The sequence below is a fragment of the Kitasatospora hibisci genome (genome assembly GCF_043950205.1).
In the GTDB taxonomy this organism is placed as follows: domain Bacteria; phylum Actinomycetota; class Actinomycetes; order Streptomycetales; family Streptomycetaceae; genus Kitasatospora; species Kitasatospora hibisci.
The window spans coordinates 474462-497388 of record NZ_CP171642.1; the positions used below are offsets into that span (position 1 = coordinate 474462).

The window sequence follows — 22927 nt, forward strand, 5'->3', positions numbered from 1 at the left end:
CCGCCGGGTCACCACGGGGGTCGGTAGCCGGTCGTCAGCTTGCGCCCGGTGTGGCGCCACTTCGGTTCCTTGTCGACGGTGTCCGTGGTGATCGAACGCAACCTCCGGATCACCGCGCCGTACGCCGAGGAGGCGCCGGAGGAGAGCCGGGAGCCGGGCGGCGGGTCCATGAACGGCATGAACTTGTCGGGGAAGCCGGGCATGGTGCAGGCGATGCAGATGCCGCCGACGTTGGGGCAGCCGCCGATGCCGTTGGTCCAGCCGCGCTTGGCGACGTTGCACTTGACGACCGGGCCCCAGCAGCCGAGCCGCACCAGGCACTCCGGTGTGCCGTAGTCGGTGGCGAACTGCCCCTGCTCGTAGTAGCCGCCGCGGTCGCAGCCCTCGTGCACGGTGGCGCCGAACAGCCAGGTCGGGCGGAGCTTGTCGTCCAGCGGGATCATCGGCGCCGAGCCGGCCAGCTGGTAGAGCAGGTAGGTGAGCGTCTCGGCGAAGTTGTCCGGCTGGATGGGACAGCCGGGTACGCAGACGATGGGCAGGCCGGCCTTGGACTTCCAGCCCCACCCGAGGTAGTCGGGGACACCCATGGCTCCGGTCGGGTTGCCGGCCATGGCGTGGATGCCGCCGTAGGTGGCACAGGTGCCGATCGCGACGACCGCGGTGGCCTTGGGTGCGAGCCGGTCGAGCCACTCGCTGGTGGTGATCGGCTGGCCGGTCTCCGGGTCGTCGCCGAAGCCGCACCAGTAGCCCTCCTTCTTGATGCTCTCGTTCGGGATGGAGCCCTCGACGACCAGGACGAACGGCTCGATCTCGCCGCGGTCGGCTTTGAAGAACCACTCCACGAAGTTGTCCGCGCCCTGCACCGGGCCGCACTCGAAGTCGATCAGCGGCCAGTGGACGGCCACCTTCGGCAGGCCGGGCAGCGCGCCGGTGACGATCTCCTCGATGCTCGGCTGCATGGCGGCGGTCAGGGAGACCGAGTCGCCGTCGCAGCTCAGGCCCGCGTTGATCCAGAGAATGTGCACCACGTCGGTGTCGGTGGCGCTCGTTTCCGCAGCACCCATGAGGATGCCTCCTCAGAACTGGAGCCGGACGAAATGGCTCGAAACCAGTCATAGCAGCGGTTGCTCGCGTCCGCCGGTCCACGGAGCCGGGCGAGCACCCCGAAGGGACGCAAGCCCCGGCGTCCGTTCGGGCTACGGCGCCGCCGGAGCGGGCCACCCGGCTGCCGTGCCGGCGTGCGCGGGTGAGGGCTGCTTGCGGACGAAGGCGGCGCGCAGCGCGTGGTAGGGCGAATCGGGTGCGAAGAACTGGCGGTGCATCACGGCCAGCTCCTCGTACCGGTGGTCGGCCAGCGGCTTCGCGGATTCGTCGGCCTCCCGGGCCGCCTTCTTGGCGGCGATCCGGCCCTGCACGGCCGGCGAGGCGGCGAGCAGTCCGGCCAGTCGGCGGGCCTCGCCGCCGAACTCCTGCGGGGTGGACGGCAGAACCCGGTCGACGAGCCCGCTGCGCTCGGCGGCCGCGGCACTCACCGGGAGCGCCTGCGCGGTGAGGCGGCGGGCCTCGGCATCGCCGACCCGGCGCGGCAGGGTGTACGTCCAGTACTCCGAACCGTGCAGGCCCATCAGGCGGTAGTGCGGGTTGAGCACCACGCCCTGCCGGCACCAGACCTCGTCGGCCGCCAGCGCCAGCATCACCCCGCCCGCGGCGGCGTTCCCGCCGAGGGCCGCGACCACGAGGCGGTCGGTGGTGGTGAGGATCCGCTCGACCAGGTCGTCGATGGCGTTGATGTTCGCCCAGGACTCGGCCCCGGGGTCGGCCGCGGCCTCGATCACGTTCAGGTGGATGCCGTTGGAGAAGAAGTCGCGGCCGCCGCCCAGGACCAGCACCGAGGTCGGGCGGGTCAGCGCGAAGCGGTAGGCGTCCAGCAGGCGGCGGCAGTGCGCGGTGCTCATCGCGCCGCCGGGGAAGGAGAACCGGAGCAGGCCGACCGGGCCGTCCTCCCGGTACCGGATGTCCGACCAGACCGGGTCGTCCGGCGCCGGCATCAGCGGTGCGGCGGCCTCGGGCAGGCTCGGCAGCGCGTCGCCCAGCGCGGTGACGGCCGGCAGTTTGATGCCGGCCGCGCGGCCCGGTCGGCGGCGCCGCCGCAGTTCGGGGATCCACACCGCGCCGTCGGCCGTCGCCCGGCAGATCGCGCCGGCCCGGGTCGCCAGCAGCTCGCCGGGCCGGCCGTGGAACCGGCGCTCGGGGTGGCCGCCGTGCAGGAACCACTCGTCCCCGAGCAGTTCGTCGAGCACGCCGGGCCGGGAGTCCGCCGCGCGGAGCTTGCGCACCGCGGCATCGGTGGTGTCCCGGGCCCAGTCGATCCTCCGCACCTCCTGCCGCAGGTACGGCCGGGTGTGGTCGGGCACCCGCCAGTCGGGCCCGCTCTGCGGGCGCGGGACGTACGTGCCGGAGTCGAAGCGCTCCACGGCCAGGAGCACGGCCGCCAGCGCGGCGTCCGACACCTCGTTGCGGTAGAGGTCGCCCTTGCCGGCCGGCGGCAGCGGACAGGCCGCCTCGGCCCAGACGTCTCCGGCATCCATGACCTCGTCGGCCTGGAGCACCGTCACGCCCCAGTCGGCCGCTCCCTCGTGGATCGCCCAGTCGAGGGACGACGGCCCCCGGTCCCCCGGCGGCCCGGGGTGCACGATCAGGCACGCCACGGCCGACCAGACGTCGCGCGGGAGCGCCGTGCGCAGCATCGGCGCGACCACCAGCTCCGGGGCCGACCGCCGTACGGCGGCCCGGAGCCCGTCGTCGTCCCGGGCGAGATGGACGTCCACGGTGTGCCGCCGGTCCCGCAGCTCGGCGTGGACCCGCTGGGTGAGGCTGTTGTACGCGCTGGCGACGACCAGGATCCGCATGTCCGACTCCGGCTGTGAGGCAGCTGGGAACCCGGCGATCATCCGCCCCGGGCCGCCTCCGCCCGGCCTCACCGCGCCGTCCCTTCACTCGCCTGGCGGGTACCGGCCGGCCGGGGGTTCGGTCCGACGGAGCGTCGGGGCGGGCACCCGGCGGGGCGCCGCGCCGGGGACCGGCCCGTCGCCCCACCGGGTGCGCGGGCGTGCGCGGGCAGCAGGCGCGGGGCCGGGAACCGGTCCGCCCCGGCCGGCCGCCGTCCCACCGGGCGCGGTCCGGTGGCCGACCGGCGTGCGGGGAGGTTGCATGGGGTGACCGAGTCCCAGAGATCGGGAGGCTGCCGTGTACGAGATGTGGGCCGAGCAGGACCCCGCGGTCACCCCACCGACCGTGGTGTGGCACGTGGTGGCGAAGGACGACGCCTCGACGTCCCTCTGCGGGCGTTTCCTCGAACCCGCCCAGCGGGTGGTTCCGGCCGTGGACGGTTCGCAGTCGGCGCCGCCCGACCGGTACTGCGATCCCTGCCTGGTGACCGTCCGGGAGGCCATGACGGCGGCCGCCCGGTAGCGCCGTAGTCGGCTCGCATGAGGTGCGGGCACAGGTCGATCCCGGCGCAGAGCCCGGCGGCGGTCAGGAGGCGGGAGAACTGACGCACCGCCACATCACGTCACTGCCGCTGCGGGGAGGCCGGTTCACGGCCTCCCCGCAGCCGCGTACCGCTCACGCCGTCGACGCGCGGGCCTCGATGACGGCCGTCAGCTCGGCCACCAGCCGGGTGGCGAGCGGAACCGCGACTGCGTGCCGCGCCGCGGAGCGCAGGAGTGCCCCGCCGACGGCGTCGAGCTCCAGCGGTCGGCCGGCCTCGGCGTCGCGCTGCATCGAGGACTTGGCGTCGGCCGGGAACGCGTCGTACAGCGCCAGGGTCCGCTCGGGATCCACGGGCGCACCGCACGCCCGGCTGACGGAGGCGGCCTCCTCGACCAGCGCCGTCAACTCGGCCCGGCGGTCGGTCCGGACGCGGCCGATGGTGAGCCCGTACCGGGTGGTGAGGAGCGCGAAGGGCGCGAGGAAGGCCAGCTTGGCCCAGAGTGCCGACGACTCGTCCGCGATCACCCGGGTTCGCACGCCGGCGGCCCGGAGCAGCCCGGCCGGCCCGGCGAGCAGCTCGGACGGCCCGGCCAGGTCGATCTCGGTGAACGGGCTGCCGTGCTCGACGACGCCGGCCGCGACCCGCGTCGACTCGACGCGGACCACGCCCGCGGCGACCCGCTGCGGGCCGAACCGGCGGCGCAGCTCGGGCACGTGCTCGATGCCGTTGAGCAGCGGGACGACCAGGCCGCCGGCGACCAGGCCGGACGGCACCCGGTCCAGGGCGGCCGCCAGGTCGGTCTGCTTGACCGTCACCAGGCAGAGGTCTACCGGTTCGCGGAGCTCGGTGTCGGCCTCCACCCGGGCGGTGAACTCGCCGAACTGCGCGCTGTGTACGCGGATACCGTCCCGGCGCAGGGTGTGTGCCGTCGTCTCGCCGGCGATGCAGACGACCCGGTGGCCGGCGCGGGAGAGCAGGGCGGCGAGCAGGCCGCCGACGCCGCCGGGGCCGAGCACCGCCACCGTCCGGCGACGGCCGGGGTCGGCAGGGGCGCCGGGCGTGCCCTCGTCATCGGGGAGGTCCCGGGCATGGGCGAGGCCGAGGGCACCGGGGAGGCCGAGAGCGACCGTGGTGGCTGCGACCGGGCCGGACGGGTCGGCCAGGACGGTCCGGCAGGCCGTCCAGGCGCCGGGGCTCAGCAACGGCCGCAACCGGGTGAACAGGGCGAGGAGGTCGGGCCCCGCGGCCGCGCGGAACGCCGGGTCGATCCGTGCGAGGTCGAGTTCGTTCGCGGCGGACAGCTCGGCGAAGTCGCGCCGCTGCGCGGCGTCCGGGGTGAACGTGCGGCCGGTGAAACGGTCACGGAAGGCGGCGTCCGGGTCGGCCAGGGTCGGATAGGAGGCACTCCGGTCGCAACTGGCGTACAGGTAGACGAGGTTCTCGGCCTCGGCCCCGATCACCGCGGCCAGTTCGGACCGGCGTTCGACGGGCAGCAGGGCGGGCGTGAAGCCGTCGGTTCCGTAGCAGGCGTGGCACAACCCCGCGAGACGCAGGTCGGGACGGGCTCCCCATGCGGTGAGCTGGCGGTGGACGCGATCCAGGTGGGCCCGCAGGTTCCCGCCGGGGTGGTCGACGGCCGCCGCACCGAGGTCGTCCAGCAGTGCGGTGGCGCGGGCTGTGCGCTCGTCGTGGTCGGCGGCTTCGGGCCTGCCGTCGGCGACTGGTGAGGTGGACAAGTGGGTTTTCCTCTCGGCGTGTTGCGGGTCGGCACCCGCCTGCCTCCGCCTCGCGTCCGGATCGCGCGGAGGTCCGGCGGGTTGCCGCCCTTGGCCATGCAGCGATGATCGATCCGGAGCCAATCCCAAGTCAATCCACCGGTTTACTGGGGAACACCCAAGCGTTACCTTGGGTTCCTGTGACTCTTGACGACCTCCGCGTCTTCGCCGCGGTCTGCCAGGCCGGCTCCCTGAGCGCCGTCGCCCGCGACCTCTCCTGCACGCAGTCCGCCGTCAGCCAGCATGTGAAGCGGCTGGAGAGGGAGTTGGGCGTCAGCCTGATCGAGCGCCACCCGCGCGGGGTCGTTCCGACCCCGGCCGGGCGCCTGCTGCGGACGGCGGTCTCCGACGGCCTCGGCGGGATCGACCAGGCGATCCGCCGGATCGGCGAACTCGCCCGCGGGGCAGGGGGATCCGTCCGGATCACCACCGGGTCCACCAGCATCCGGCACTTCATGTCCGCGGCCGTCGTCGACTTCCGCAGGAGCTTCCCGCAGGTCAGCCTGGAGTTCCAGACCGAGACCTCGAACCGCAGCTGCTTCGACGCACTCGCCGCCGGCCGGGTGGACCTGGCCTGGATCACCCTCGGCTCCCAGGTCCGCGGCATCGAGCAGCGCGCGGTGGTCGAACTACCGTGGGTGCTCGCCGTCGCCGACGGCGATCCGCTCGCCGCCCGGGACGCCATCGAGCCCGCCGACCTCCAGGACGCCCGCCTGATCGGACTGCCCCAGAACTCGGCCTCCCGCTCCCAACTCGACTCCTGGCTGGCGGAGTACGGGATCCGGCCGGTCTTCGACACCAGCGTCGCGGACTGGGACACCGCCATCCTGCTGGCACAGCTGGGCCTCGGCCACGCCGTCGTACCCGCGCTGCCCGACTGGCAGGCGCCGGGCCGCCGGGGGCTGCGGCTGGTCCCGGTGCCGGCGCTCCCCGTCCTCACCGCCGGCTGGGCGGTGCGCCACTGGGACACGCTCGCCCCGCCGGCACGCACCTTCGCCGACACCGTCGCCCGCCACTGCGCCCGGGGGCCCGCCGGCACCTGAGCCGCGGCGGGGTGGCGGCAGCCGGGTGGGCCTGGTCGGCAGCGGTCACGGCCCGCCCGGACGGGCGGGCCCCTCCACGTCGCCCGCTCCGGTCAGAGTTGCGGCGTGCGGTGGAGCGAGATGAGCAGCCGCCAGACCTGGTGGGCGACCAGCTCCGGGTCGGCCTCGATGCGGCCGTGCAGCCAGTCCGCGAATACACCCGTGAAGGCGCCGGCCACCGCCGACGCGACCAGGTCCGGCGCCGGGGCTCCCGCGAGCGCCCGCTCGGTACGGCTGCGCTCGCGCAGCTCCCGGCGGAGCACCAGGCCGAGCGGGCCGCCGCCGCCCGGGGCGAGCAGGGCCCGGTAGAGAGCGGTGTGCGGCACCAACCCGGTGAAGAACCCGGTGAGCGCGGCCGGCGGCGCGGCCGGGTCCGGGATGCCCCGCCAGGCGTGCAGCGCGTCCACCGCCTCGCGGACGACGTCGGCGCACGCGTCCACCGCCAGCGCCTCCAGGTCGGGGTAGTGGACGTAGAAGGTGGCCCGGCCCACGCCCGCCCGGCGGACCAGCGCGGCGACGCTGACCTCCGCCAGCGGGCGCTCGGCGCACTCCTCCAGCAGCGCCCGACGCAGAGCGGCCCGGGTGCGCTCGGCCCGGGGGTCCTGGGCGGCGTTCATCGGGCCAGCAGGACGGCACCGAGGGCGACGGCCCCCGGCAGGGCCTGGGCGATCAGGATGCGACGGTTGGCGGTGGCCGCGCCGTAGAGGCCCGCCACGACCACGCAGGAGAGGAAGAAGACCTGCGCCCGGAACCCGGTCGGCTCCGCGGCGATCAGGCCCCAGAGCAGTCCGGCGGCCAGGAAGCCGTTGTAGAGGCCCTGATTGGCGGCCAGCGGCGCGGTGGCGCGGGCGAGTGCGGCGTCGAAGCCGGAGAGCTTGCGCCCGGGTGCGCGCTCCCAGAGGAACATCTCCAGCACCAGGAAGTACGCGTGCAGGGCGGCCACCAGACCGACCAGGACATCCGCGGTGATGCGCATCATCGCCTCCGATTTCATGGACAGGTGTCCATCTTAGCTGGACACCTGTCCATGAAGTCCACCCGATCGGGGCTCCGAACCGGCGAAGGCCCTCGGCGCCGAGGGCCTTCGCATGCCCGGTCCGCCACGCGTCCGGGCGGGTCGACGACCCCGCCGGGCCGTGCTCGACTTCGTCACCGCCGAGAGGACCCGCCGCCATGAGCGCCTGACCGGCCCGCCGGGGGGGCGGGCCGGTCAGGGAGCCGGGCCGGAGGGGGAGCGGCCCGATCGGGGAGGCCGGCCCCGCCGACCTGCCGGGAGCCGGCAGGGTACGGCGGTTCGGCCGGCCGGCGGGGTGCGGGGCGTGCGGCCGGCGGGTGTCAGGCCTTCGACTGCCAGTAGCGGAACTCCTCGACCGGCTCGCCGTCGAGGGTCCACGGCCAGGCGGTGACCGTGTCGCCGATCAGGGCGAAGGTGTCGGCGCTCTCGCGCACGCGGCCGGCCTGGGCCAGGGCGTAGGCGAGCAGGTTGAGGTCGGCCAGGGCCGCCGCGTGGCGGAGGTGACCCGGGCGGGGCCAGTCCCGCAGCGCGCCGTCCAGCACCCGGACGGCCCGGTGGTTCGCCCACTGGCGGCGGACCAGCAGCGCCTCCACGCCGCCCTGGGCGGTGGTCCGGGAGTGCTCGTCGACCAGCGCGGCCAGCTCGACGCCGACGGCCGGCGCGTCGGACGGCACCGAGGCCCGGACCGTCTCCACGAAGTCCATCTGACTGCTGCGCGAGCCGCACTCCTCCGGCGACAGGTAGCGCAGCATCTGCAGATGTGCCTCCCGGTTCCAGGGGTCGCGCGAGGTGATCTCGCCCCAGACCGCGAAGAGGTCGCGCGAGTCGGCGCGCATCACGCGCAGGATCCCGAGCAGCACCACCCAGGGGGCGGGGTCGTCGGGAACGGCCTCGGCCGCGCGGTAGCAGAGTTCGCCGGCGGCACGGGCGTCCTCCATCTTCCCGGCATGCCGGCCGCGGACCATCTCGACCCACGCCTCGAACACGAGCGCGTCGGCGCTCTGGGGTCGGCGTATCCGCCAGGACCGCCCGAGCCCGGACCGGGAGGCGGCCTCGGCGAGCACGGCGAAGCGGTGGGTGCGGCGGTCCCAGTCCGCACCGGGTTCCTGGAGAATCCGCTCGACCTGGTCGATCTGAATGGCATCCTGCCCCGGCATACCGGAGGAATTCAGCATTCGCCGCACACGACCGAGCTTGACGTCGTCGAGTTCCGGGCGCAGGCGCGGGCCGGAAGCCCTAAGTCTTCCAAAGATCGACACGCGCCGCAGCCTAGGGCCCAGTGCCGAATTTCGGATACCCCCCCGGCAGGAATCGTTATTCCGCCGTTTCCGGTGACCTCGCAGGCCCACAGAGTGACCGGGAACGGCGGGCCACCGGCGCAAACGCCACGGGCGACGGAGCCGCGAGCACCATCGGCCGCCGTCCCCGTCCGGCCCGAATCCCAGGAGCCGCGACGGTTGCAGTTCACACCAATGGGGTAATCGGTTGCACTTCACACCAAATTGACCGCACCGCGATATCGGAGCCCCGCACCACGAAACAGTGCACCGAACGCGCCCGCATTCTGCCGGCGCCGGCGCCGCGAGAGACCTGACCGAATATCAGCACGGAACTCGCCGCAGGACGATCGCCGGGCATCCGCTACGTCAGGGGCCGCTTCCCGGTCAGGGCGATCACCTCCGCCCCGGCTGCACTCGCCGTGGCCGGCGGCGACGGCGTGGTCGCCGCTACGCGGGGAGTGGGCGATCAGGCAGTGCGCCTCGACCTCGCGGCGGCTGCTCGGTCGGCCGGGACCACGCCTGCGGCGGTCTCGGCACGGCCACGATCACGGTCGGGCCGGCCCCGAGCCGGGCGGGTTCCTCCGGAGCGGGGCCCGCCCGCCCTCCCGCTTCATGCCGATCCCGACGTCTCACCGGCGACGGTGCTCAACGACGCTGAGCCCACCGGGTCTTCACCGGCCGCGTGCTCCGCAGCGGAGCGGGCGGCCGCTCGCCGGACGTCGACCGTCGCGTTCGTGAGAGGCTTGTCGGCCATGGGCGAGATCACCGCGGGAGGGGCCGCGCCGGACGTGCCGCTGCTCGTGGTGGACGCCGCCAACGTCGTGGGCTCGGTCCCCGACGGCTGGTGGCGGGACCGGCGGGGGGCCACGGAGCGGCTGCGCGACGCGCTGGCCCCGATCGCCGGCGACGGGCTGACGGACCGCCGGCCGGGGGCGCCGGAGTGGTCGCGTACCGGCCCCCTGGACGTCGTCCTCGTCGTCGAGGGGGCGGCCCGCGGGGTGGCGCCGGTGCCGGGGGTCCGGGTGGTCGCCGCGTCCGGCAGCGGCGACGACCGGATCGTCGAGCTGGTGCGGGCGGCGCTGGCCGCCGACCCGCACCGCGGCTGCCTCGTCGTCACCGCCGACCGGGAGCTCCGCGGCCGGGTCGCCGCCCTCGGTGCGGAGGTGACCGGTCCGCGCGCCGTCCGGCCGGGCGCGTGACCGCTCGGGCCCCGTCGATCAGCTGCCGAAGTAGCCGAGCGCACCCAGCGCGCAGACCCCACCGGCGCCCATGAAGACCGGCGTGAGCACCTTGAGCTCCACCCAGCTGCCGGCCCGGAAGCGCATGCCCTTCGGCGGGCCGACCGGGTACCAGCGCTTGCGCCCGATCGGGATCGGCCAGAGCACCGGGCAGCCGGAGACGGTCAGCGCGTCGCCCAGACAGTGCACCAGGGCGCCGAGTGCGACCGGCAGGCCGATCCACAGGTACTCCTGCCCCGGCTGGTCGAACAGCCACTGCGAGCCGTTGCCCGGCCGGTCGAGCACGTCGGCGATCACCCAGGCGCTGGTCGCCCCGAGCAGCCAGACCAGCACGTCGCTGGAGACCCGGGCGTGGCGCCAGAGCAGCCCCTCGATGGCGAGCACCATGTGGACGAAGAGCACCGCCAGCACGCCCCACCGTCCGCCGTACACCGCGGCCGCGGCCGCACCGGCGCCACAGAGCACCGCCCACACCCAGGTGTGGGTCAGCGTCCGATGCCCACCCGAACGGCGCGGGTCGCCCTTCATCCGGGTCGCCTTGTACGTCGCGTACGAGAGCTTGTCGATCACCTCGCACAGCGTGCGCGAGACCGGCCCGAAGGCCCGGGATATCGTCGCCGCCTTGTGGTCGAGGTCCGGCGCCAGCGCCGCGCCCGCGCAGATCAACGCGCCGGCCAGGAGCACCGGCCACGGCATCGGTTCGCCGAGCCCTGCCGCCACCGTGCCGGCGCCCAGCCACGCCGCCGCTCCCGACAGCGAATGAGCCGGTCCCATCATGATTCAGACTCCCGTCCTCGTTACCCATGCCCCCTGCGAGGACCTGACGGAGCCGCAGCATATCGGCACATGATCGGCCCACCGACCGCGCTCCCCCTCGGCCGCGATCTCCGCCCTGCGGGCCCCGACCGGCGGCCCCGACCGGCGGGGCCCCGAGCGCCGTCCGTGCGACGGCCGAGGGCCAAGGGGCCGTCCCGGCGTGCGGCCGGGGCCCGGCGGGCGGAGCATGTAGCCGTCGAGCGGGAGTACGGAGTACACAGTGAGCACGGAGATCCCCACCCCGGCCACCGGCGACCTGGTCGTGCTGAGCAAGGTCAACAAGCACTTCGGCGAGCTCCACGTCCTCCAGGACATCGACCTGACCATCGCGCGCGGCGAGGTCGTCGTGGTGATCGGCCCCTCCGGCGGGGGCAAGTCCACGCTGTGCCGCGCCATCAACCGCCTGGAGACCATCGACTCCGGCGAGATCTCCATCGACGGCCGGCCGCTGCCCGCCGAGGGCCGCGAGCTGGCCGCGCTCCGGGCCGACGTGGGGATGGTCTTCCAGTCCTTCAACCTGTTCGCGCACAAGACCGTGCTGCAGAACGTGACGCTCGGCCAGATCAAGGTCCGTGGGAAGAACCGCAAGGCCGCCGACGAGCGGGCCCGCCGGCTGCTCGACCAGGTGGGCGTCGCCACCCAGGCGGACAAGTACCCCGCACAGCTCTCCGGCGGCCAGCAGCAGCGGGTCGCGATCGCCCGGGCCCTGGCCATGGACCCGAAGATCATGCTCTTCGACGAGCCGACCTCCGCCCTCGACCCCGAGATGATCAACGAAGTGCTGGAGGTCATGCGCCGGCTCGCCCGGGACGGCATGACCATGGTGGTGGTCACCCACGAGATGGGATTCGCCCGTTCGGCGGCCAATCGCGTGGTGTTCATGGCGGAGGGCCGGATCGTGGAGGAGACGACACCCGATCGGTTCTTCAGCAATCCGCGCAGCGAGCGCGCGAAGGACTTCCTCTCGAAGATCCTCCACCACTGACCGGGCCGCCTCACGAGCACCAGGGACTACCAAGGGATGACCAGATGAAGCTTCGCAAGGCCATCGCGGCGACCGCCGCCGCGCTCGCACTCACCCTGGCCGCGGCCGGCTGCAGCTCCGACGGCGGCGGCAGCACCAGCAGCGGTACGGGCAGCGGCGCGGCGACCGGCGCCGGCTCGGGCCCGAGCGGCGGCAAGATCACCGTCGGCATCAAGTTCGACCAGCCGGGGATCGGTCTGAAGACGCCGGACGGTACCTACACGGGCTTCGACGTCGACGTGGCGACGTACATCGCCAAGCAGCTCGGGTACCGGCCCGAGGACATCGTCTGGAAGGAGGCCAAGAGCGCCGACCGCGAGACGCTGCTCCAGCGCGGCGACGTCGACTTCATCGCCGCCTCGTACTCGATCACGCCCGCGCGCGAGGAGAAGGTCGACTTCGCCGGCCCCTACCTGCTCGCGCACCAGGACGTCCTGATCCGGGCGGACGACACGTCCATCCAGAAGCCCGAGGACCTCAACGACAAGAAGCTCTGCTCGGTCACCGGCTCCACCTCGGCGCAGAACGTCAAGACGCGGATCGCGCCCAACGCGCAGTTGCAGGAGTACGGCGGCTACTCGGAGTGCCTGACCGGTCTGGAGAACAAGGTCATCGACGCGCTGACCACCGACGACTCGATCCTCGCCGGGTACGCCGCGCAGCCCGAGTTCAAGGGCAAGTTCAAGCTCGGCGGCTTCAAGATGAGCAACGAGAACTACGGGATCGGCGTGCAGGAGGGCAGCGAGCTCAAGGCGAAGATCAACACCGCGCTGGAGCAGATGGTCCAGGACGGTTCCTGGGACGCGGCCGTCGAGAAGAACTTCGGGCCGGCCAACTACCAGAACGAGCCCGCCCCGAAGATCGGCGTCATCGTCACCTGAGGCGACCGCCCTCGGGGGCGTGCCCCACCGGCACCCGGCGCGACGCCCCCGACGACGGCGCGTCGGTCGGCGGCGCGTCGCACCCTCCACCGACGCCGGAGCGTCCTCCATGCGGAAGGCCGGGAGACCGTGTTCGACTTTCTTGAGGGCTACGACCTGCTGGGCGCCTTCTGGGTGACGGTGCAGCTGACCTTCTACGCGGCCGTCGGCTCCCTGGTCTGGGGCACCCTGCTCGCCGCCATGCGCGTCAGCCCGGTGCCCCTGATGCGGGGCTTCGGCACCGTCTACGTCAACGTGGTCCGGAACATCCCGCTCACCGTGATCATCGTCTTCACCTCGCTGGGCCTGTTCCAGACGCTCGGCGTCACGCTCGGCGCCGACAGCTTCAAGACGATCGACTTCCGGCTGGCCGTGCTCGGCCTGACCGCCTACACCTCGGCGTTCGTCTGCGAGGCGCTGCGGGCCGGCATCAACACCGTGCCGGTCGGGCAGACCGAGGCCGCCCGGGCCGTCGGCCTGCGGTTCACCCAGGTGCTGACCCTCATCGTGCTCCCGCAGGCCTTCCGCTCGGTGGTCGGTCCGCTGGCGAACGTGCTGATCGCCCTCACCAAGAACACCACCGTGGCGGCCGCGATCGGCGTCGCCGAGGCCGCGGCGCTGATGCGGGTGATGATCGAGAACGAGGCCCAGCTCATCCTGATCTCCGCCATCTTCGCCTTCGGGTTCATCTGCCTGACCCTCCCGACCGGGCTCTTCCTCGGCTGGGTGGGCAAGAAGGTCGCGGTGCGCCGGTGACATCCTCCCCCTCCGGGCTCTACGACGTTCCGGGGCCGCGGGCCAGACGGCAGAACGTGCTGTTCACGGCGGTGTTCCTGGTCGCCCTCGCCGCGCTGCTCTGGTGGGTGGTGGGGAGCCTCGCCGACAAGGGTCAGCTCGCCTGGGCGAAGTGGCAGCCCTTCTTCACGGACCCCCGGGTCTGGGAGACCTACCTCCTGCCGGCGCTGAAGAACACGCTCATCGCCGCCGCACTGGCCATGGTGATCGCGCTGCCGCTCGGCGCACTGTTCGGCATCGCCCGGCTCTCCGACCACCGGTCGGTGCGCTGGACGGCCGGCACCGTCGTGGAGTTCTTCCGCGCCATCCCGGTCCTGATCCTGATGCTCTTCGCGAACGCGGCCTACGCCGAGTTCACCGACGTCGGCCCCGACATCCGGCCGCTGTACGCCGTGGTCACCGGCCTCGTCCTCTACAACGCCTCCGTGCTGGCCGAGATCGTCCGGGCCGGGATCCTCGCCCTGCCCCGGGGCCAGACCGACGCGGCCAAGGCGATCGGCATGCGCAGGAACCAGGTCATGCGCTACGTGCTGCTGCCGCAGTCGGTCACCGCGATGCTGCCGGCGATCGTCAGCCAGCTGGTGGTCATCGTGAAGGACACCGCGCTCGGCGGCGCGCTGCTCGGCTTCTCCGAACTGCTGGCGTCGGTGCGTCCGATGAGCGCCAACTACGGGGCGAACACGATCGCCTGCTTCACCGTGGTGGCGGTGCTGTTCGTGCTGCTGAACATCGCGCTGACCTCCTTCGCCGGCTGGCTGGAGGGCCGGCTGCGGCGCGGCAAACGGTCCACCGGCGCGGTGGTCACCGCCGACGCGGTCGAGGAGCTGGCGACCCCGGGCGAGCACCTGGGCCACGAGGACCTCGACGACGGCCGGCCTCCTCCCGAACGGTGACGCCCGGCCGCGGCGGGCGGCCGGAGAGCGGAGACCCCGGCACCGCCTGGTGAGGAGGCGGCGCGGCGGGCGGGACAATGGGCCGGTGACCAGCACCCAGCCGCGCGGCCTGCACGCCCTGATCCCCACCAGCCACACCGGGGCCACCCCGGGTGAGCGGGCCGCATCGCAGTTGCTCCACCTGCGGCAGGCGTCGGTACCGGTACCGGTGCTGGCGGCGGCAGCCGAGCTGATCGCCCCTCACCTGGAGGACGCCGACCCGGTCACCCGCCAGGCAGCGGTGGCCGTCCACGCCCGGCTGCTCGCCGCCGTGGAGGAGGCCGCCAGGGGCACGTGAGCCACCCGCTGCCGGGGCGGTCGGGTCGGTGGCGGGCGGCGCACGGATTCGGAAGGCGGCGTCAGACCGTCGAGGCCGACCCCTCCGTGGCCCGCACGGCGCGGGTCACGGGGTGGATCAGACGCTCGGCGAGGTGGCCGAACACCAGACCGAAGGAGACCCAGAGGGTGGCCTGGATCGCCAGGGCCGCCACCCGGAACTCCCACAGCACGGTGGCCGGGAAGTCCTCCGGGGTCTCGCTGACGGACGGAAGGAGTGCGTACGCCACGCCGACCGCGAGCACGAACGCGGCGCCGGCCGCCACCGTGGCGTTCCAGTCGCCCAGCACGGGTGCCAGCCGCCGGCCGAGAATGACGGCTGCGACCGCCAGCAGCACGCTGAGCGCGATCATCAGGAAGAACAGCGCGGTCCGGGAGTCGAGCGTTTCCGGATCGCTGCTGGCCGGGGGGTTGGCCGGGTACTTCAGGAACGGCACCAGGCCCACCGCGGTGAAGGCCGCACCGGACAGCAGCAGCGCGGTGGCCCGCGGGCCGAACCGGCCGATGCGCCCGAGCGCGAAGGCGAACACGAGTGCGGCGATGCCGCCGAGCGCGACGCTGGTGACCACGATGCCGGTGGCCAGCCCGGCGGTGGACTGGAGCGTCCGGCTGACCAGTTCCTCCTCCATGCCGTGACCGGCCGCGTGACCGTCCTCGTAGGCGATGGCGGAGTCGATGGGGCCCTCACCGAGCAGGTAGGCGACGGCCAGGGTGGGCAGGCCTGCCAGCAGGCCGGCGAGCATGCCGCGGCCGAGCAGGGATCCGACGGAGATGTTCACGATGTGCGACTCCCTGCGCGATCAGTGGCAGGGGAAGCCGAGCAGGTGCCGGCCGTCGTGCACCCACTCGTGCACGTCCTCGCCGGCGATGACCGAGAAGGCACCCTGCTCGGCGCCGACGAAGTAGAGGAGCACGAGCGCCAGGATGCCGACGAAGAGCGCCCACGGGGCGATCGCCTTCAGCGAGATGGGAGTGATGGCCGGCGTGACGGCGGCGGGGGCGATGGGGTGAGCCATGACCAGACCTCCTTGGGGAACTACGCGTCCCGTTCGATGGAGCAGGAGACGACAGCGGCGGGTCTGACTCACCGACACCCGATTCCCTGACAGGGCATCGGACACCGGTCTCACAGTGGCGCGACCGTGCCGGAGTTGCACCGGGCTTCCGTCACACCGTCGTCATAACGGCCAGACGGTAGCGTGTACCGCCGGTCCCGGCCAAGGGCCCGGGAGAAACCGTGATGTCGGCGTGCTCCATCCGCAACGCACCCCGCGAGGGCTACGCATACGGACCGCCCCGGCCGCCGGGCGGGATCGGGAACCAGGGAGGACAGCGGGAATGACGGTACGGGTGATGCTTGTCTCACCGGCCCTGACCGACGACGGCCGACTGGCGCGGTTCGGCGGGGACGCGCCCCTGGACAGCGCCGCCGTGCGCCGTGTACGGGCAGCGGCCGCCGCCGTCCCGACCGCCACCCGTGTCCTCGCCGGGCCATCCGTGCGCTGCACGGGGACCGCGGCCGCCCTGGGCCTGAACGCCGCGGTCACCCCCGAACTCGCCGACTGCGACTGGGGGCGCTGGGAGGGCCACCGCCTTCCCGAGCTCGTCGCCGCCGAACCCGGGGCGATCGCGGCCTGGCTGTCCGATCCGGACGCAGCCCCCCACGGCGGTGAGTCCGTCGCGGCCCTCGGCTCGCGGATCCGAGGCTGGCTGGACGAGCTGGGCGAGCCGGGTGAGCCGGCGGCCGCTGGACCGGTGCTGGCCGTGGTGGAGGCGGCGGTGGTCCGGGCCGCCGTGGTCCACGGCCTGGGTCTGCCCGCCCAGGCGTTCTGGCGGATCGACGTCGCACCGCTGACGCTCACCGAGCTCACCGGGCGCGCCGGGCGCTGGAACCTGCGCTGCGGGCGAACCCTCTGACCCGGCGCGGGCACACCCGCACCCACCCGTTCACCGCGCAGGTGATCACCACGGTCGGCACCGGGCCGGCGACAGGTGCACCCGGTCCGCTCGCCCACGACCCGGCCGGCGCGCACGCCGGCTCGGTGCTCGGCACCGTCCCGGCCGTCGAGACGGCGGCCGACGTCGGCAGAGCGCCGGTCGTCGGTGCCGCGGAAGTCGCAGCGAAACGCGCCGGGCCGACGGCCGGCGGGTCGGCTCACGCGGTCGGGGACGGAGGGCGTTCGAAGAAGGTCTCCAGGGCGACGGTGGCCTGGGTGCCGCTCACGCCGTCGATGGCGTAGAGGCGGCGGAGGACGTCCTGGAGCCGTTCGGTGGTGGCCGTGCGGACCTTGACCAGGACCGATGCGCTGCCGGCGATGACGTGTGCCTCCTCGATCTCGGGGATCGCCGCGAAGGCCTCCGCCGAGTCACCCATCCACGCGGAGGACTCGACCATGACGAAGGCGAGCACACCGAGCCCGAGGCGCCTCGGGTCCACCTCGACGGTCGCGCGGCGGACGACGCCGTGCTCGCGGAGCTTGCGCACCCGCTCGTGGGCAGCGGCGGTGGAGAGGCCGACGGCCTTGCCGAGGGCCGCATAGGCCTGACCGGCGTCGTTCTGAAGCAGCGCCAGCAGGGCGCGGTCGGTGTGGTCCAGGTTCTCGGTCGCCATGGTGGCACCATACCTTGTCCTGTCATACTCCATTACAACGGAATGCCATCTGGCAATCAGCGATGGGATGTGGATGATGTCTGGCGTGATCGAGTTCGGGCTGTACGAGATTCTGGACGACCGCTTCCGCCCCTGCGCGAACGGGGACACCCGGCTGGAGCGGCTGCACGGGGACTGTCGCTGGGCCGAGGGGCCGCTCTACCTGCCCGCCTGGCGCCAGCTCCTCTGGAGCGACATCCCCAACGACCGGATGCTGCGCTGGGACGAGGTCACCGGCACGACCGCGCTCTTCCGCTCCCCGGCCGGACACAGCAACGGCAACACCCTCGACCACCGGGGGCGCCTGATCACCTGCGAGCAGGGCGGCCGCCGCGTCACCCGCACCGAGCACGACGGCACGATCACCGTCCTCGCCGACCGATACCGGGGCAAGCGGCTCAACTCGCCCAACGACGCGGTCGTCCGCTCCGACGGCACGATCTGGTTCTCCGATCCCGACTTCGGCATCACCAGCGACTACGAGGGGCACCGCGCGGACAGCGAGATCGGCGCCTGCCACGTCTACCGGATCGATCCGGTCGGCGGCGAGGTCCACCTCGCCGCCGACGGCTTCGCCGGGCCCAACGGGCTGGTCCTCTCCCCCGACGAGCAGCGGCTGTTCGTGTCGGACACCCGGGCCGGGCACATCCGCGGCTTCGACGTCCGCGAGGACGGCACCCTCGCCGACGGCCAGGTCTTCGCCAAGGCCGCAGACGTCCCCGGCACCCGTGCCCGCACCCCCGCCGACGCCGCTGCCGGTACCGCCCGCTTCGACAACATCCGCTTCGACGACGACGGGCGGCTCTGGGCGGCGGCCATGGGCGACGGCGTCCACTGCTACGCACCGGACGGCACCCTGATCGGCCGCCTGCTGGCCCCCGAGCACGTCTCGAACATCGCGTTCGGCGGTCCGAAGAACAACCGGCTCTTCATCACCGCCACGACGTCCCTGTACTCGCTGGTGCTGTCCGTGACGGGCGCCCCCCGCGTCCACCGGCACCGCTGACGGCGATCGGCCGCCGCCCCGGAGCCCGGCGCCGGCAGTCCACCGGTGGCGATCCAGGGCATGACGCGACGGCACGCCGGGGCGGTGTCAGAACTCACGGGCCCCGGGGGTCCCGGGGCCCGGCGGGACCCGCGGGGGCTCCGCTCGTCGTCAGGGCAACAGGACGGCCTTGCCCCGGTTGCGGCGGGCCCCAAGGTCGACGTGGGCCCGGGCGGCCTCCGCCAGCGGATAGGTACGCCAGACCGGCACCGCGAGCCGCCCGGCGGCCGCCGACCGCACCAGCTCCGGCAACGCGTCCTCACCGTGCTCGCCGGTGGCGGCGCTGAAGCGGACGCGGTGCTGCGCGGCGGACATGTCGGCGATGGTGATGACCCTTCCCGGATCGCCGACGAGGGCGACGGAGCCGGGGAGCACTCCGGCGCCCGAGGCGTCGAGGACGAAGTCCACCCCACCGGGGACGGCCGCCTCGACCCGCTCCCCCCAGCCGTCGCCGTAGCGGACCGCGGCGGCCCCGAGCGCGGCGACGCGCTCCAGGTCGCGCTCGGAGGCAGTGCCGACGACGGAGACGCCGCGGGCGACGGCCAGCTGGACCGCTACGACGCCGACGCTGCCGGCGGCACCGTGGACGAGCAGCGTCCGGCCGGCCTGGACGCCCAGCTGCCCGAGGACGCGGAACGCCGTCCGGCCGACCGTGACCAGCGAGGCGGCGAGCTCCCAGGACAGTGCGTCGGGTTTGGCCACCGGCCGCTCGACCAGGGCGTACTCGGCGTAGCCGCCGCCCACGGTGGAGCCCAGGACCTCGTCGCCCACGGCCGCGTCGGCTCCCTCGCCGACGGCGTCGACGACGCCGGCCGCGTCGAGGCCCGGGATCACCGGGAAGCCGGCCGGGCCCCGGCCGGCCATCAGGCCGGACCGGATCTTCAGGTCGAGCGGGTTCACAGACGCGGCGCGCACCCGGATCCGGACCTGGCCCGGTCCCGGCTCCGGCGGGGTGACTTCCGACAACCGCAGCACGTCGGGGGTGCCGTACTCGGAGAAGGTGATCGCTTTGGACATCGGGACTCCTGGTGGGAACGGGCGGGAAGGGGTTGGGGGGAGGAAGGGGCGCGCGTCCCGACCCGCTGCGCGGCCGCCGTGGCGGGCTCTCCGCTCGGGGGTTGCGGGCGCGCCGGTCGACGCTGCGGTGGTCGGTCGGCACCGGGATCGGCGCAGCCTCGGGCGACGCGCCCCTCCGGGGAGCAGGGCCTCGCGGCTCAGGAGGCCAGGGTGGGGTAGTCGGTGTAGCCGTGGTGGTCGCCGCCGTAGAAGGTGGCCTGGTCCGGGGTGTTGAACGGGCCGCCGGCGGCCAGCCGGGCCGGCAGATCCGGGTTGGCCAGGAACAGCGCGCCGAAAGTGATCATGTCCGCGATGCCGTCCTCGACCAGCCGCAGCGCGTCGGGGCCGGTGACGTCCGGATGGGTGAACGGGTTGAGGAGGAACGTGCCCGGCCAGGCCTTGCGCAGGCGCGCGGTCAGGTCGCGGTCCGGGCCCTCCAGCAGGTGCAGGTAGGCCAGGTCGAGACCGCCGATCCGCTCCAGCAGCGCCTCGTAGTCCTCCCCCGGGTTCTCCTCGGCGATGTCGTTGTAGGGGTTCCCGGGCGAGATCCGCAGGCCCACCCGGTGACCGCCGATCTCCTCGGCCACCGCGGTGGTGACCTCGACCGCGAGGCGGACCCGGCCCTCGGTGTCGCCACCCCAGGCGTCGGTGCGCCGATTGGCGTTCGGGGCGAGGAACTGATGGATCAGGTAGCCGTTGGCGCCGTGGATCTCCACGCCGTCGAACCCGGCCTCGACGGCGTTGCGCGCCGCGGCGGCGTAGTCGGCGATCGTCCGAAGGATCTCCGCCTCGTCCAGTTCCTTCGGGGTCACGAAGGCCTTCGGGCCCTCATGGGTGAAGACCTGCCCCTTTGCGGCCACCGGCGACGGCCCGACCGGCAGCAGACCGTCGGGCAGCAGGCTGGGGTGGCCGATCCGGCCGGTGTGCATCAGCTGCGCGAAGATCACGCCGCCCTCGCGGTGCACGGCGTCGGTCACCTTCCGCCAGGCCGCCACCTGTCCGGCCGTGTGCAGCCCGGGGGTGTCGGGGTAGCCCTGGCCGACCGGCGAGGGCTGGATGCCCTCGGTGACGATCAGGCCTGCTCCGGCGCGCTGCGCGTAGTAGGTGGCCATCAGGTCGGTGGGCTCCGCGCCGGGGCCGTACGCACGGCTCCGGGTCATCGGCGCCATCGCGATGCGGCTGGTCAGGCGGCGGCCGCCCAGGACGATCGGATCGAATGCGGTGGTCATGGTCGTTCCCTCGTTTCGGAGTGGCGCTCCGGGCCCGCGGGCGGGGCCATCAGAGCCATTGACTGTCCGAACAAGTAAATCCCGGGAACCCATTCCGCGACACAATGTGACCTGCACCACATGCCCCTGCCAGCGTATGTGTGCACTGGCACCCGAAACATCCACCTGCCCTGCGGCGCAGTGAGTAGGATTGGATGAGCAGACAGGAAGTGAGAGCGAGGACCACATGGCACCGACCACACCGGAGACCGGGACGGACCCCGCGCAGACCGGGCAGGGGGGGGCCAGCGTCCCGGTGCCCGCGGCGGCCGGCGGCGGGCCGATCAGCCACGCGATCTTCCGCGTCGCCCGCCTGCACCGCATGTTCGCCGGGCAACTGCTGCGCCGCATCGGCCTTCACCCCGGCCAGGAGCTCGTCATGATGCACCTGTGGGAGCTCGGCCCCCAGCGCCAGACCGACCTGGTGCGGCTGCTGGACTCGGACGCCGCCACCATGACCCGTACCGTGCAGCGTCTGGAGCAGGCCGGCTTCGTCCGCCGCCGCCCCTGCCCCACCGACAGGCGCGCCTCGCTCGTCGAACCCACCGCGGCCAGCCTCGCCCTGCGCCGTGAGGTCGAGCAGAGCTGGGGCCGACTGGAGGAGCTCGTGACGGCGGACATGTCGGCCGGCGAGCGCGCCGCGGCCCTGGACAGCCTGGAGCTCCTGGAGCAGAACCTCGTCCGCGCCGCCGCCGACCCGGCCGCCTGCGCGGACGCGGAGGGCTAGCGTCGGCCGGGCGCGGTCATCCGGCGGGCGCGGCCGGCTGCGGGCCTTCGGGGAGCCGGGCCAGCCGCATCGTGCCGACGTAGGAGACCACGACGGCCACGATCACCAGCGGCATCACGGTCAGGCCGTCCGTGCCGAGCAGCAGGGTGGCCAGCATCACGGAGGTCATCGGCAGTTTCAGCATCGCCACCGCCATCGCGCCGATGCCCACGGCGAATCCGGCGGTGGTGCCCAGGCCGGGCAGGTGGGAGAGGGCGAGCCCGCCGGCGGCACCCACGAAGATGGCGGGGAAGACCGGGCCGCCGCGGAAGGCGCTCATCGAGGCGCAGTAGGCCAGTGACTTGCACACCACGAGGACGACGAGGGTGGCCGCCGTGTACCCCGCGCTGTCCGCCAGCAGCGGGCCGAGTGCGTCCTGGCCGGAGAAGAGCACCCCGGTGATCGGCCGGTCGGTGATCTCTGCGTACAGCAGGGCGATCACACCGACGGCAAGGCCCATCAGGACGGTGAGCGACAGCCGGTGGCGGTCGACCAGCTTCCGCAGGGCGAGCGCGGAACGGCGGATCGCCTCGCCGAGCAGCGCGGCGACGACGCCCACGACGACCGCCCAGAGGAACTCGCCGAGGGTCGGCCGGCCGGCCGCCGGGGGCTGGCTCAGCACCAGGGAGTAGGTGCCGAGGCCGGTCCAGCTGCCGAGGCCGGTGAAGATCAGCGATCCGACGCCCGCGGAGAGCAGGCCGGGCACCAGCACCACTCCCATCATCGGCCCGCCCAGCCCGGAGGCCTCCATCAGCAGGAAGGCGCCGACCAGCGGGGAGCCGAGCAGCTCGCTGATGGCCGCGAAGCTGCCGGCCGCGCCGATCACGCCGACGGCGCTGGGCGGGGCGTCGCGTTTCACCACCTTGACGACGCCGACCGCGAGCCCGCCGCCGAGCGCGATCAGCGGGGCCTCCGGACCGAGGACGACGCCGAGGCTGAGCGAGGCGATCGCGGCGAGCGCCACCCCGGGCACCGCGGCGACCGAGGGCGTGCCGCCGGTCTTGAGCCCTTCGGCCGGTTCGTGGCCGCCGCCCCCGGGCAGGTACCGGATCGTCAGGGCGACCAGCACGCCGGCCACCACGAGCAACGGGATCGCCCACCAGTCGGGGGTGCCGTGGAAGCCGAGGCCCTTCGGCAGGTCGTCGTAGACCAGCGACTGGAGCTCGGAGACCAGCGCGAGGAACCCGAACGCGCCGGCCGAGATCGGGACGCCGAGAAGTGCCGAGATCACCAGGATCGACACGTAGCCGCGGGAGCGGACGACCGCCCACGGGTTCTGCGGCGCTGCGGCGGCGCCGGTGGGCTCGGCGGGCGGTCCGGCCGGCATACGTATCGTCTCCTCGGCATCCGGCCCGACCGGAACACGCGGTTGCCCGGGCCTGGGTCTGGCGGTGACAGTGGTCGGCGGCGGCAGTGGTCGGCGGTGGCAAGGTCGG

General features: G+C 73.5%; 24 protein-coding genes and 1 pseudogene. 11 read left to right on the forward strand and 14 right to left on the reverse strand.

Annotation, left to right across the window (positions count from 1 at the left end):
* Positions 1 to 8: 8 nt before the first annotated feature.
* Together ACF9IK_RS02280 and ACF9IK_RS02285 are read right to left on the reverse strand one after the other, a co-directional pair.
* A complete protein-coding gene (locus ACF9IK_RS02280) occupies positions 9 to 1064 on the reverse strand; it encodes a hydrogenase expression protein HypE (protein ID WP_395292539.1) in 1056 nt (351 codons plus the stop codon).
* Between the two features lie 132 nt (positions 1065 to 1196).
* Positions 1197 to 2909 carry an enoyl-CoA hydratase-related protein gene (locus ACF9IK_RS02285; protein ID WP_395292540.1) on the reverse strand — a complete coding sequence of 571 codons (1713 nt, stop codon included), beginning with the start codon at positions 2907 to 2909 and terminating at the stop codon, positions 1197 to 1199.
* Between the two features lie 337 nt (positions 2910 to 3246).
* Between ACF9IK_RS02285 and ACF9IK_RS02290 the strand changes: the two genes are divergently transcribed.
* Positions 3247 to 3471: a hypothetical protein gene (locus ACF9IK_RS02290; RefSeq protein ID WP_395292541.1), complete on the forward strand. Its 225-nt coding sequence runs from the start codon at positions 3247 to 3249 to the stop codon at positions 3469 to 3471.
* A 153-nt stretch (positions 3472 to 3624) separates the two neighbouring features.
* Here the strand turns inward: ACF9IK_RS02290 and ACF9IK_RS02295 are convergent, their stop codons facing one another.
* The gene (locus ACF9IK_RS02295; RefSeq protein ID WP_395298445.1) at positions 3625 to 4515 is read right to left on the reverse strand and encodes a ketopantoate reductase family protein; all 891 of its coding nucleotides are present in this window, start codon (positions 4513 to 4515) and stop codon (positions 3625 to 3627) included.
* Positions 4516 to 4959: 444 nt separating this feature from the next.
* A pseudogene (locus tag ACF9IK_RS02300) lies at positions 4960 to 5358 on the reverse strand (DUF6817 domain-containing protein); the annotation flags it as partial.
* A 50-nt stretch (positions 5359 to 5408) separates the two neighbouring features.
* Here ACF9IK_RS02300 and ACF9IK_RS02305 point away from each other — a divergent pair.
* Entirely contained in the window at positions 5409 to 6311 is a 903-nt protein-coding gene (locus ACF9IK_RS02305; RefSeq protein WP_395292542.1) for a LysR family transcriptional regulator, read from the forward strand.
* A 92-nt stretch (positions 6312 to 6403) separates the two neighbouring features.
* Here the strand turns inward: ACF9IK_RS02305 and ACF9IK_RS02310 are convergent, their stop codons facing one another.
* The 3 genes from ACF9IK_RS02310 to ACF9IK_RS02320 all read right to left on the reverse strand — a co-directional run bounded on the left by ACF9IK_RS02310 (position 6404) and on the right by ACF9IK_RS02320 (position 8522).
* Complete coding sequence (locus ACF9IK_RS02310; protein ID WP_395292543.1) at positions 6404 to 6967, reverse strand: TetR/AcrR family transcriptional regulator; 564 nt, start codon at positions 6965 to 6967, stop codon at positions 6404 to 6406.
* A complete protein-coding gene (locus ACF9IK_RS02315; RefSeq protein WP_395298446.1) occupies positions 6964 to 7326 on the reverse strand; it encodes a DUF1304 domain-containing protein in 363 nt (120 codons plus the stop codon). The genes ACF9IK_RS02310 and ACF9IK_RS02315 overlap by 4 nt, the downstream gene beginning before the upstream one ends.
* Before the next feature lie 359 nt (positions 7327 to 7685).
* Entirely contained in the window at positions 7686 to 8522 is an 837-nt protein-coding gene (locus ACF9IK_RS02320) for a hypothetical protein (RefSeq protein ID WP_395292544.1), read from the reverse strand.
* An 875-nt stretch (positions 8523 to 9397) separates the two neighbouring features.
* Between ACF9IK_RS02320 and ACF9IK_RS02325 the strand changes: the two genes are divergently transcribed.
* Entirely contained in the window at positions 9398 to 9844 is a 447-nt protein-coding gene (locus tag ACF9IK_RS02325) for an NTP pyrophosphohydrolase (protein ID WP_395292545.1), read from the forward strand.
* A gap of 18 nt (positions 9845 to 9862) precedes the next feature.
* Here the strand turns inward: ACF9IK_RS02325 and ACF9IK_RS02330 are convergent, their stop codons facing one another.
* The gene (locus ACF9IK_RS02330) at positions 9863 to 10660 is read right to left on the reverse strand and encodes a metal-dependent hydrolase (RefSeq protein ID WP_395292546.1); all 798 of its coding nucleotides are present in this window, start codon (positions 10658 to 10660) and stop codon (positions 9863 to 9865) included.
* Between the two features lie 271 nt (positions 10661 to 10931).
* Here ACF9IK_RS02330 and ACF9IK_RS02335 point away from each other — a divergent pair, with 271 nt between their 5' ends.
* From ACF9IK_RS02335 to ACF9IK_RS02355, 5 genes are all read left to right on the forward strand, one after another.
* Entirely contained in the window at positions 10932 to 11684 is a 753-nt protein-coding gene (locus ACF9IK_RS02335) for an amino acid ABC transporter ATP-binding protein (RefSeq protein ID WP_395298447.1), read from the forward strand.
* 44 nt (positions 11685 to 11728) lie between these two features.
* Positions 11729 to 12604: a glutamate ABC transporter substrate-binding protein gene (locus ACF9IK_RS02340; RefSeq protein ID WP_395292547.1), complete on the forward strand. Its 876-nt coding sequence runs from the start codon at positions 11729 to 11731 to the stop codon at positions 12602 to 12604.
* Between the two features lie 129 nt (positions 12605 to 12733).
* Positions 12734 to 13399, forward strand: coding sequence for an amino acid ABC transporter permease (locus ACF9IK_RS02345; protein ID WP_395292548.1), 666 nt, complete (start codon positions 12734 to 12736; stop codon positions 13397 to 13399).
* The gene (locus ACF9IK_RS02350) at positions 13396 to 14331 is read left to right on the forward strand and encodes an amino acid ABC transporter permease (protein ID WP_395292549.1); all 936 of its coding nucleotides are present in this window, start codon (positions 13396 to 13398) and stop codon (positions 14329 to 14331) included. The genes ACF9IK_RS02345 and ACF9IK_RS02350 overlap by 4 nt, the downstream gene beginning before the upstream one ends.
* Positions 14332 to 14416: 85 nt before the next feature.
* Positions 14417 to 14668, forward strand: a complete 252-nt coding sequence (locus ACF9IK_RS02355; protein ID WP_395292550.1) for a hypothetical protein — start codon at positions 14417 to 14419, stop codon at positions 14666 to 14668.
* A gap of 61 nt (positions 14669 to 14729) precedes the next feature.
* Here ACF9IK_RS02355 and ACF9IK_RS02360 read toward each other — a convergent pair whose 3' ends face one another.
* Both ACF9IK_RS02360 and ACF9IK_RS02365 read right to left on the reverse strand, forming a co-directional pair.
* The gene (locus tag ACF9IK_RS02360) at positions 14730 to 15488 is read right to left on the reverse strand and encodes a CbtA family protein (protein ID WP_395298448.1); all 759 of its coding nucleotides are present in this window, start codon (positions 15486 to 15488) and stop codon (positions 14730 to 14732) included.
* A gap of 18 nt (positions 15489 to 15506) precedes the next feature.
* The gene (locus ACF9IK_RS02365) at positions 15507 to 15722 is read right to left on the reverse strand and encodes a CbtB domain-containing protein (RefSeq protein ID WP_313767531.1); all 216 of its coding nucleotides are present in this window, start codon (positions 15720 to 15722) and stop codon (positions 15507 to 15509) included.
* A 322-nt stretch (positions 15723 to 16044) separates the two neighbouring features.
* On the opposite strand from ACF9IK_RS02365, the gene ACF9IK_RS02370 reads away from it, so the two are divergent.
* Positions 16045 to 16623, forward strand: a complete 579-nt coding sequence (locus ACF9IK_RS02370) for a histidine phosphatase family protein (RefSeq protein ID WP_395292551.1) — start codon at positions 16045 to 16047, stop codon at positions 16621 to 16623.
* Positions 16624 to 16861: 238 nt separating this feature from the next.
* On the opposite strand, the gene ACF9IK_RS02375 is transcribed toward ACF9IK_RS02370, so the two are convergent.
* Entirely contained in the window at positions 16862 to 17302 is a 441-nt protein-coding gene (locus ACF9IK_RS02375; protein WP_395298449.1) for an Lrp/AsnC family transcriptional regulator, read from the reverse strand.
* Between the two features lie 91 nt (positions 17303 to 17393).
* On the opposite strand from ACF9IK_RS02375, the gene ACF9IK_RS02380 reads away from it, so the two are divergent.
* Complete coding sequence (locus tag ACF9IK_RS02380; RefSeq protein ID WP_395298450.1) at positions 17394 to 18362, forward strand: SMP-30/gluconolactonase/LRE family protein; 969 nt, start codon at positions 17394 to 17396, stop codon at positions 18360 to 18362.
* A gap of 150 nt (positions 18363 to 18512) precedes the next feature.
* Here the strand turns inward: ACF9IK_RS02380 and ACF9IK_RS02385 are convergent, their stop codons facing one another.
* Together ACF9IK_RS02385 and ACF9IK_RS02390 are read right to left on the reverse strand one after the other, a co-directional pair.
* Entirely contained in the window at positions 18513 to 19418 is a 906-nt protein-coding gene (locus ACF9IK_RS02385) for an NADP-dependent oxidoreductase (protein ID WP_395292552.1), read from the reverse strand.
* A gap of 197 nt (positions 19419 to 19615) precedes the next feature.
* Positions 19616 to 20686 (reverse strand): alkene reductase, encoded by a 1071-nt coding sequence (locus ACF9IK_RS02390; protein ID WP_395292553.1) that lies wholly within the window; start codon positions 20684 to 20686, stop codon positions 19616 to 19618.
* A gap of 226 nt (positions 20687 to 20912) precedes the next feature.
* Here ACF9IK_RS02390 and ACF9IK_RS02395 point away from each other — a divergent pair, with 226 nt between their 5' ends.
* A complete protein-coding gene (locus ACF9IK_RS02395; protein WP_395292554.1) occupies positions 20913 to 21452 on the forward strand; it encodes a MarR family winged helix-turn-helix transcriptional regulator in 540 nt (179 codons plus the stop codon).
* Positions 21453 to 21468: 16 nt separating this feature from the next.
* Here ACF9IK_RS02395 and ACF9IK_RS02400 read toward each other — a convergent pair whose 3' ends face one another.
* Entirely contained in the window at positions 21469 to 22818 is a 1350-nt protein-coding gene (locus ACF9IK_RS02400) for a chloride channel protein (protein WP_395292555.1), read from the reverse strand.
* Positions 22819 to 22927 lie beyond the last annotated feature (109 nt).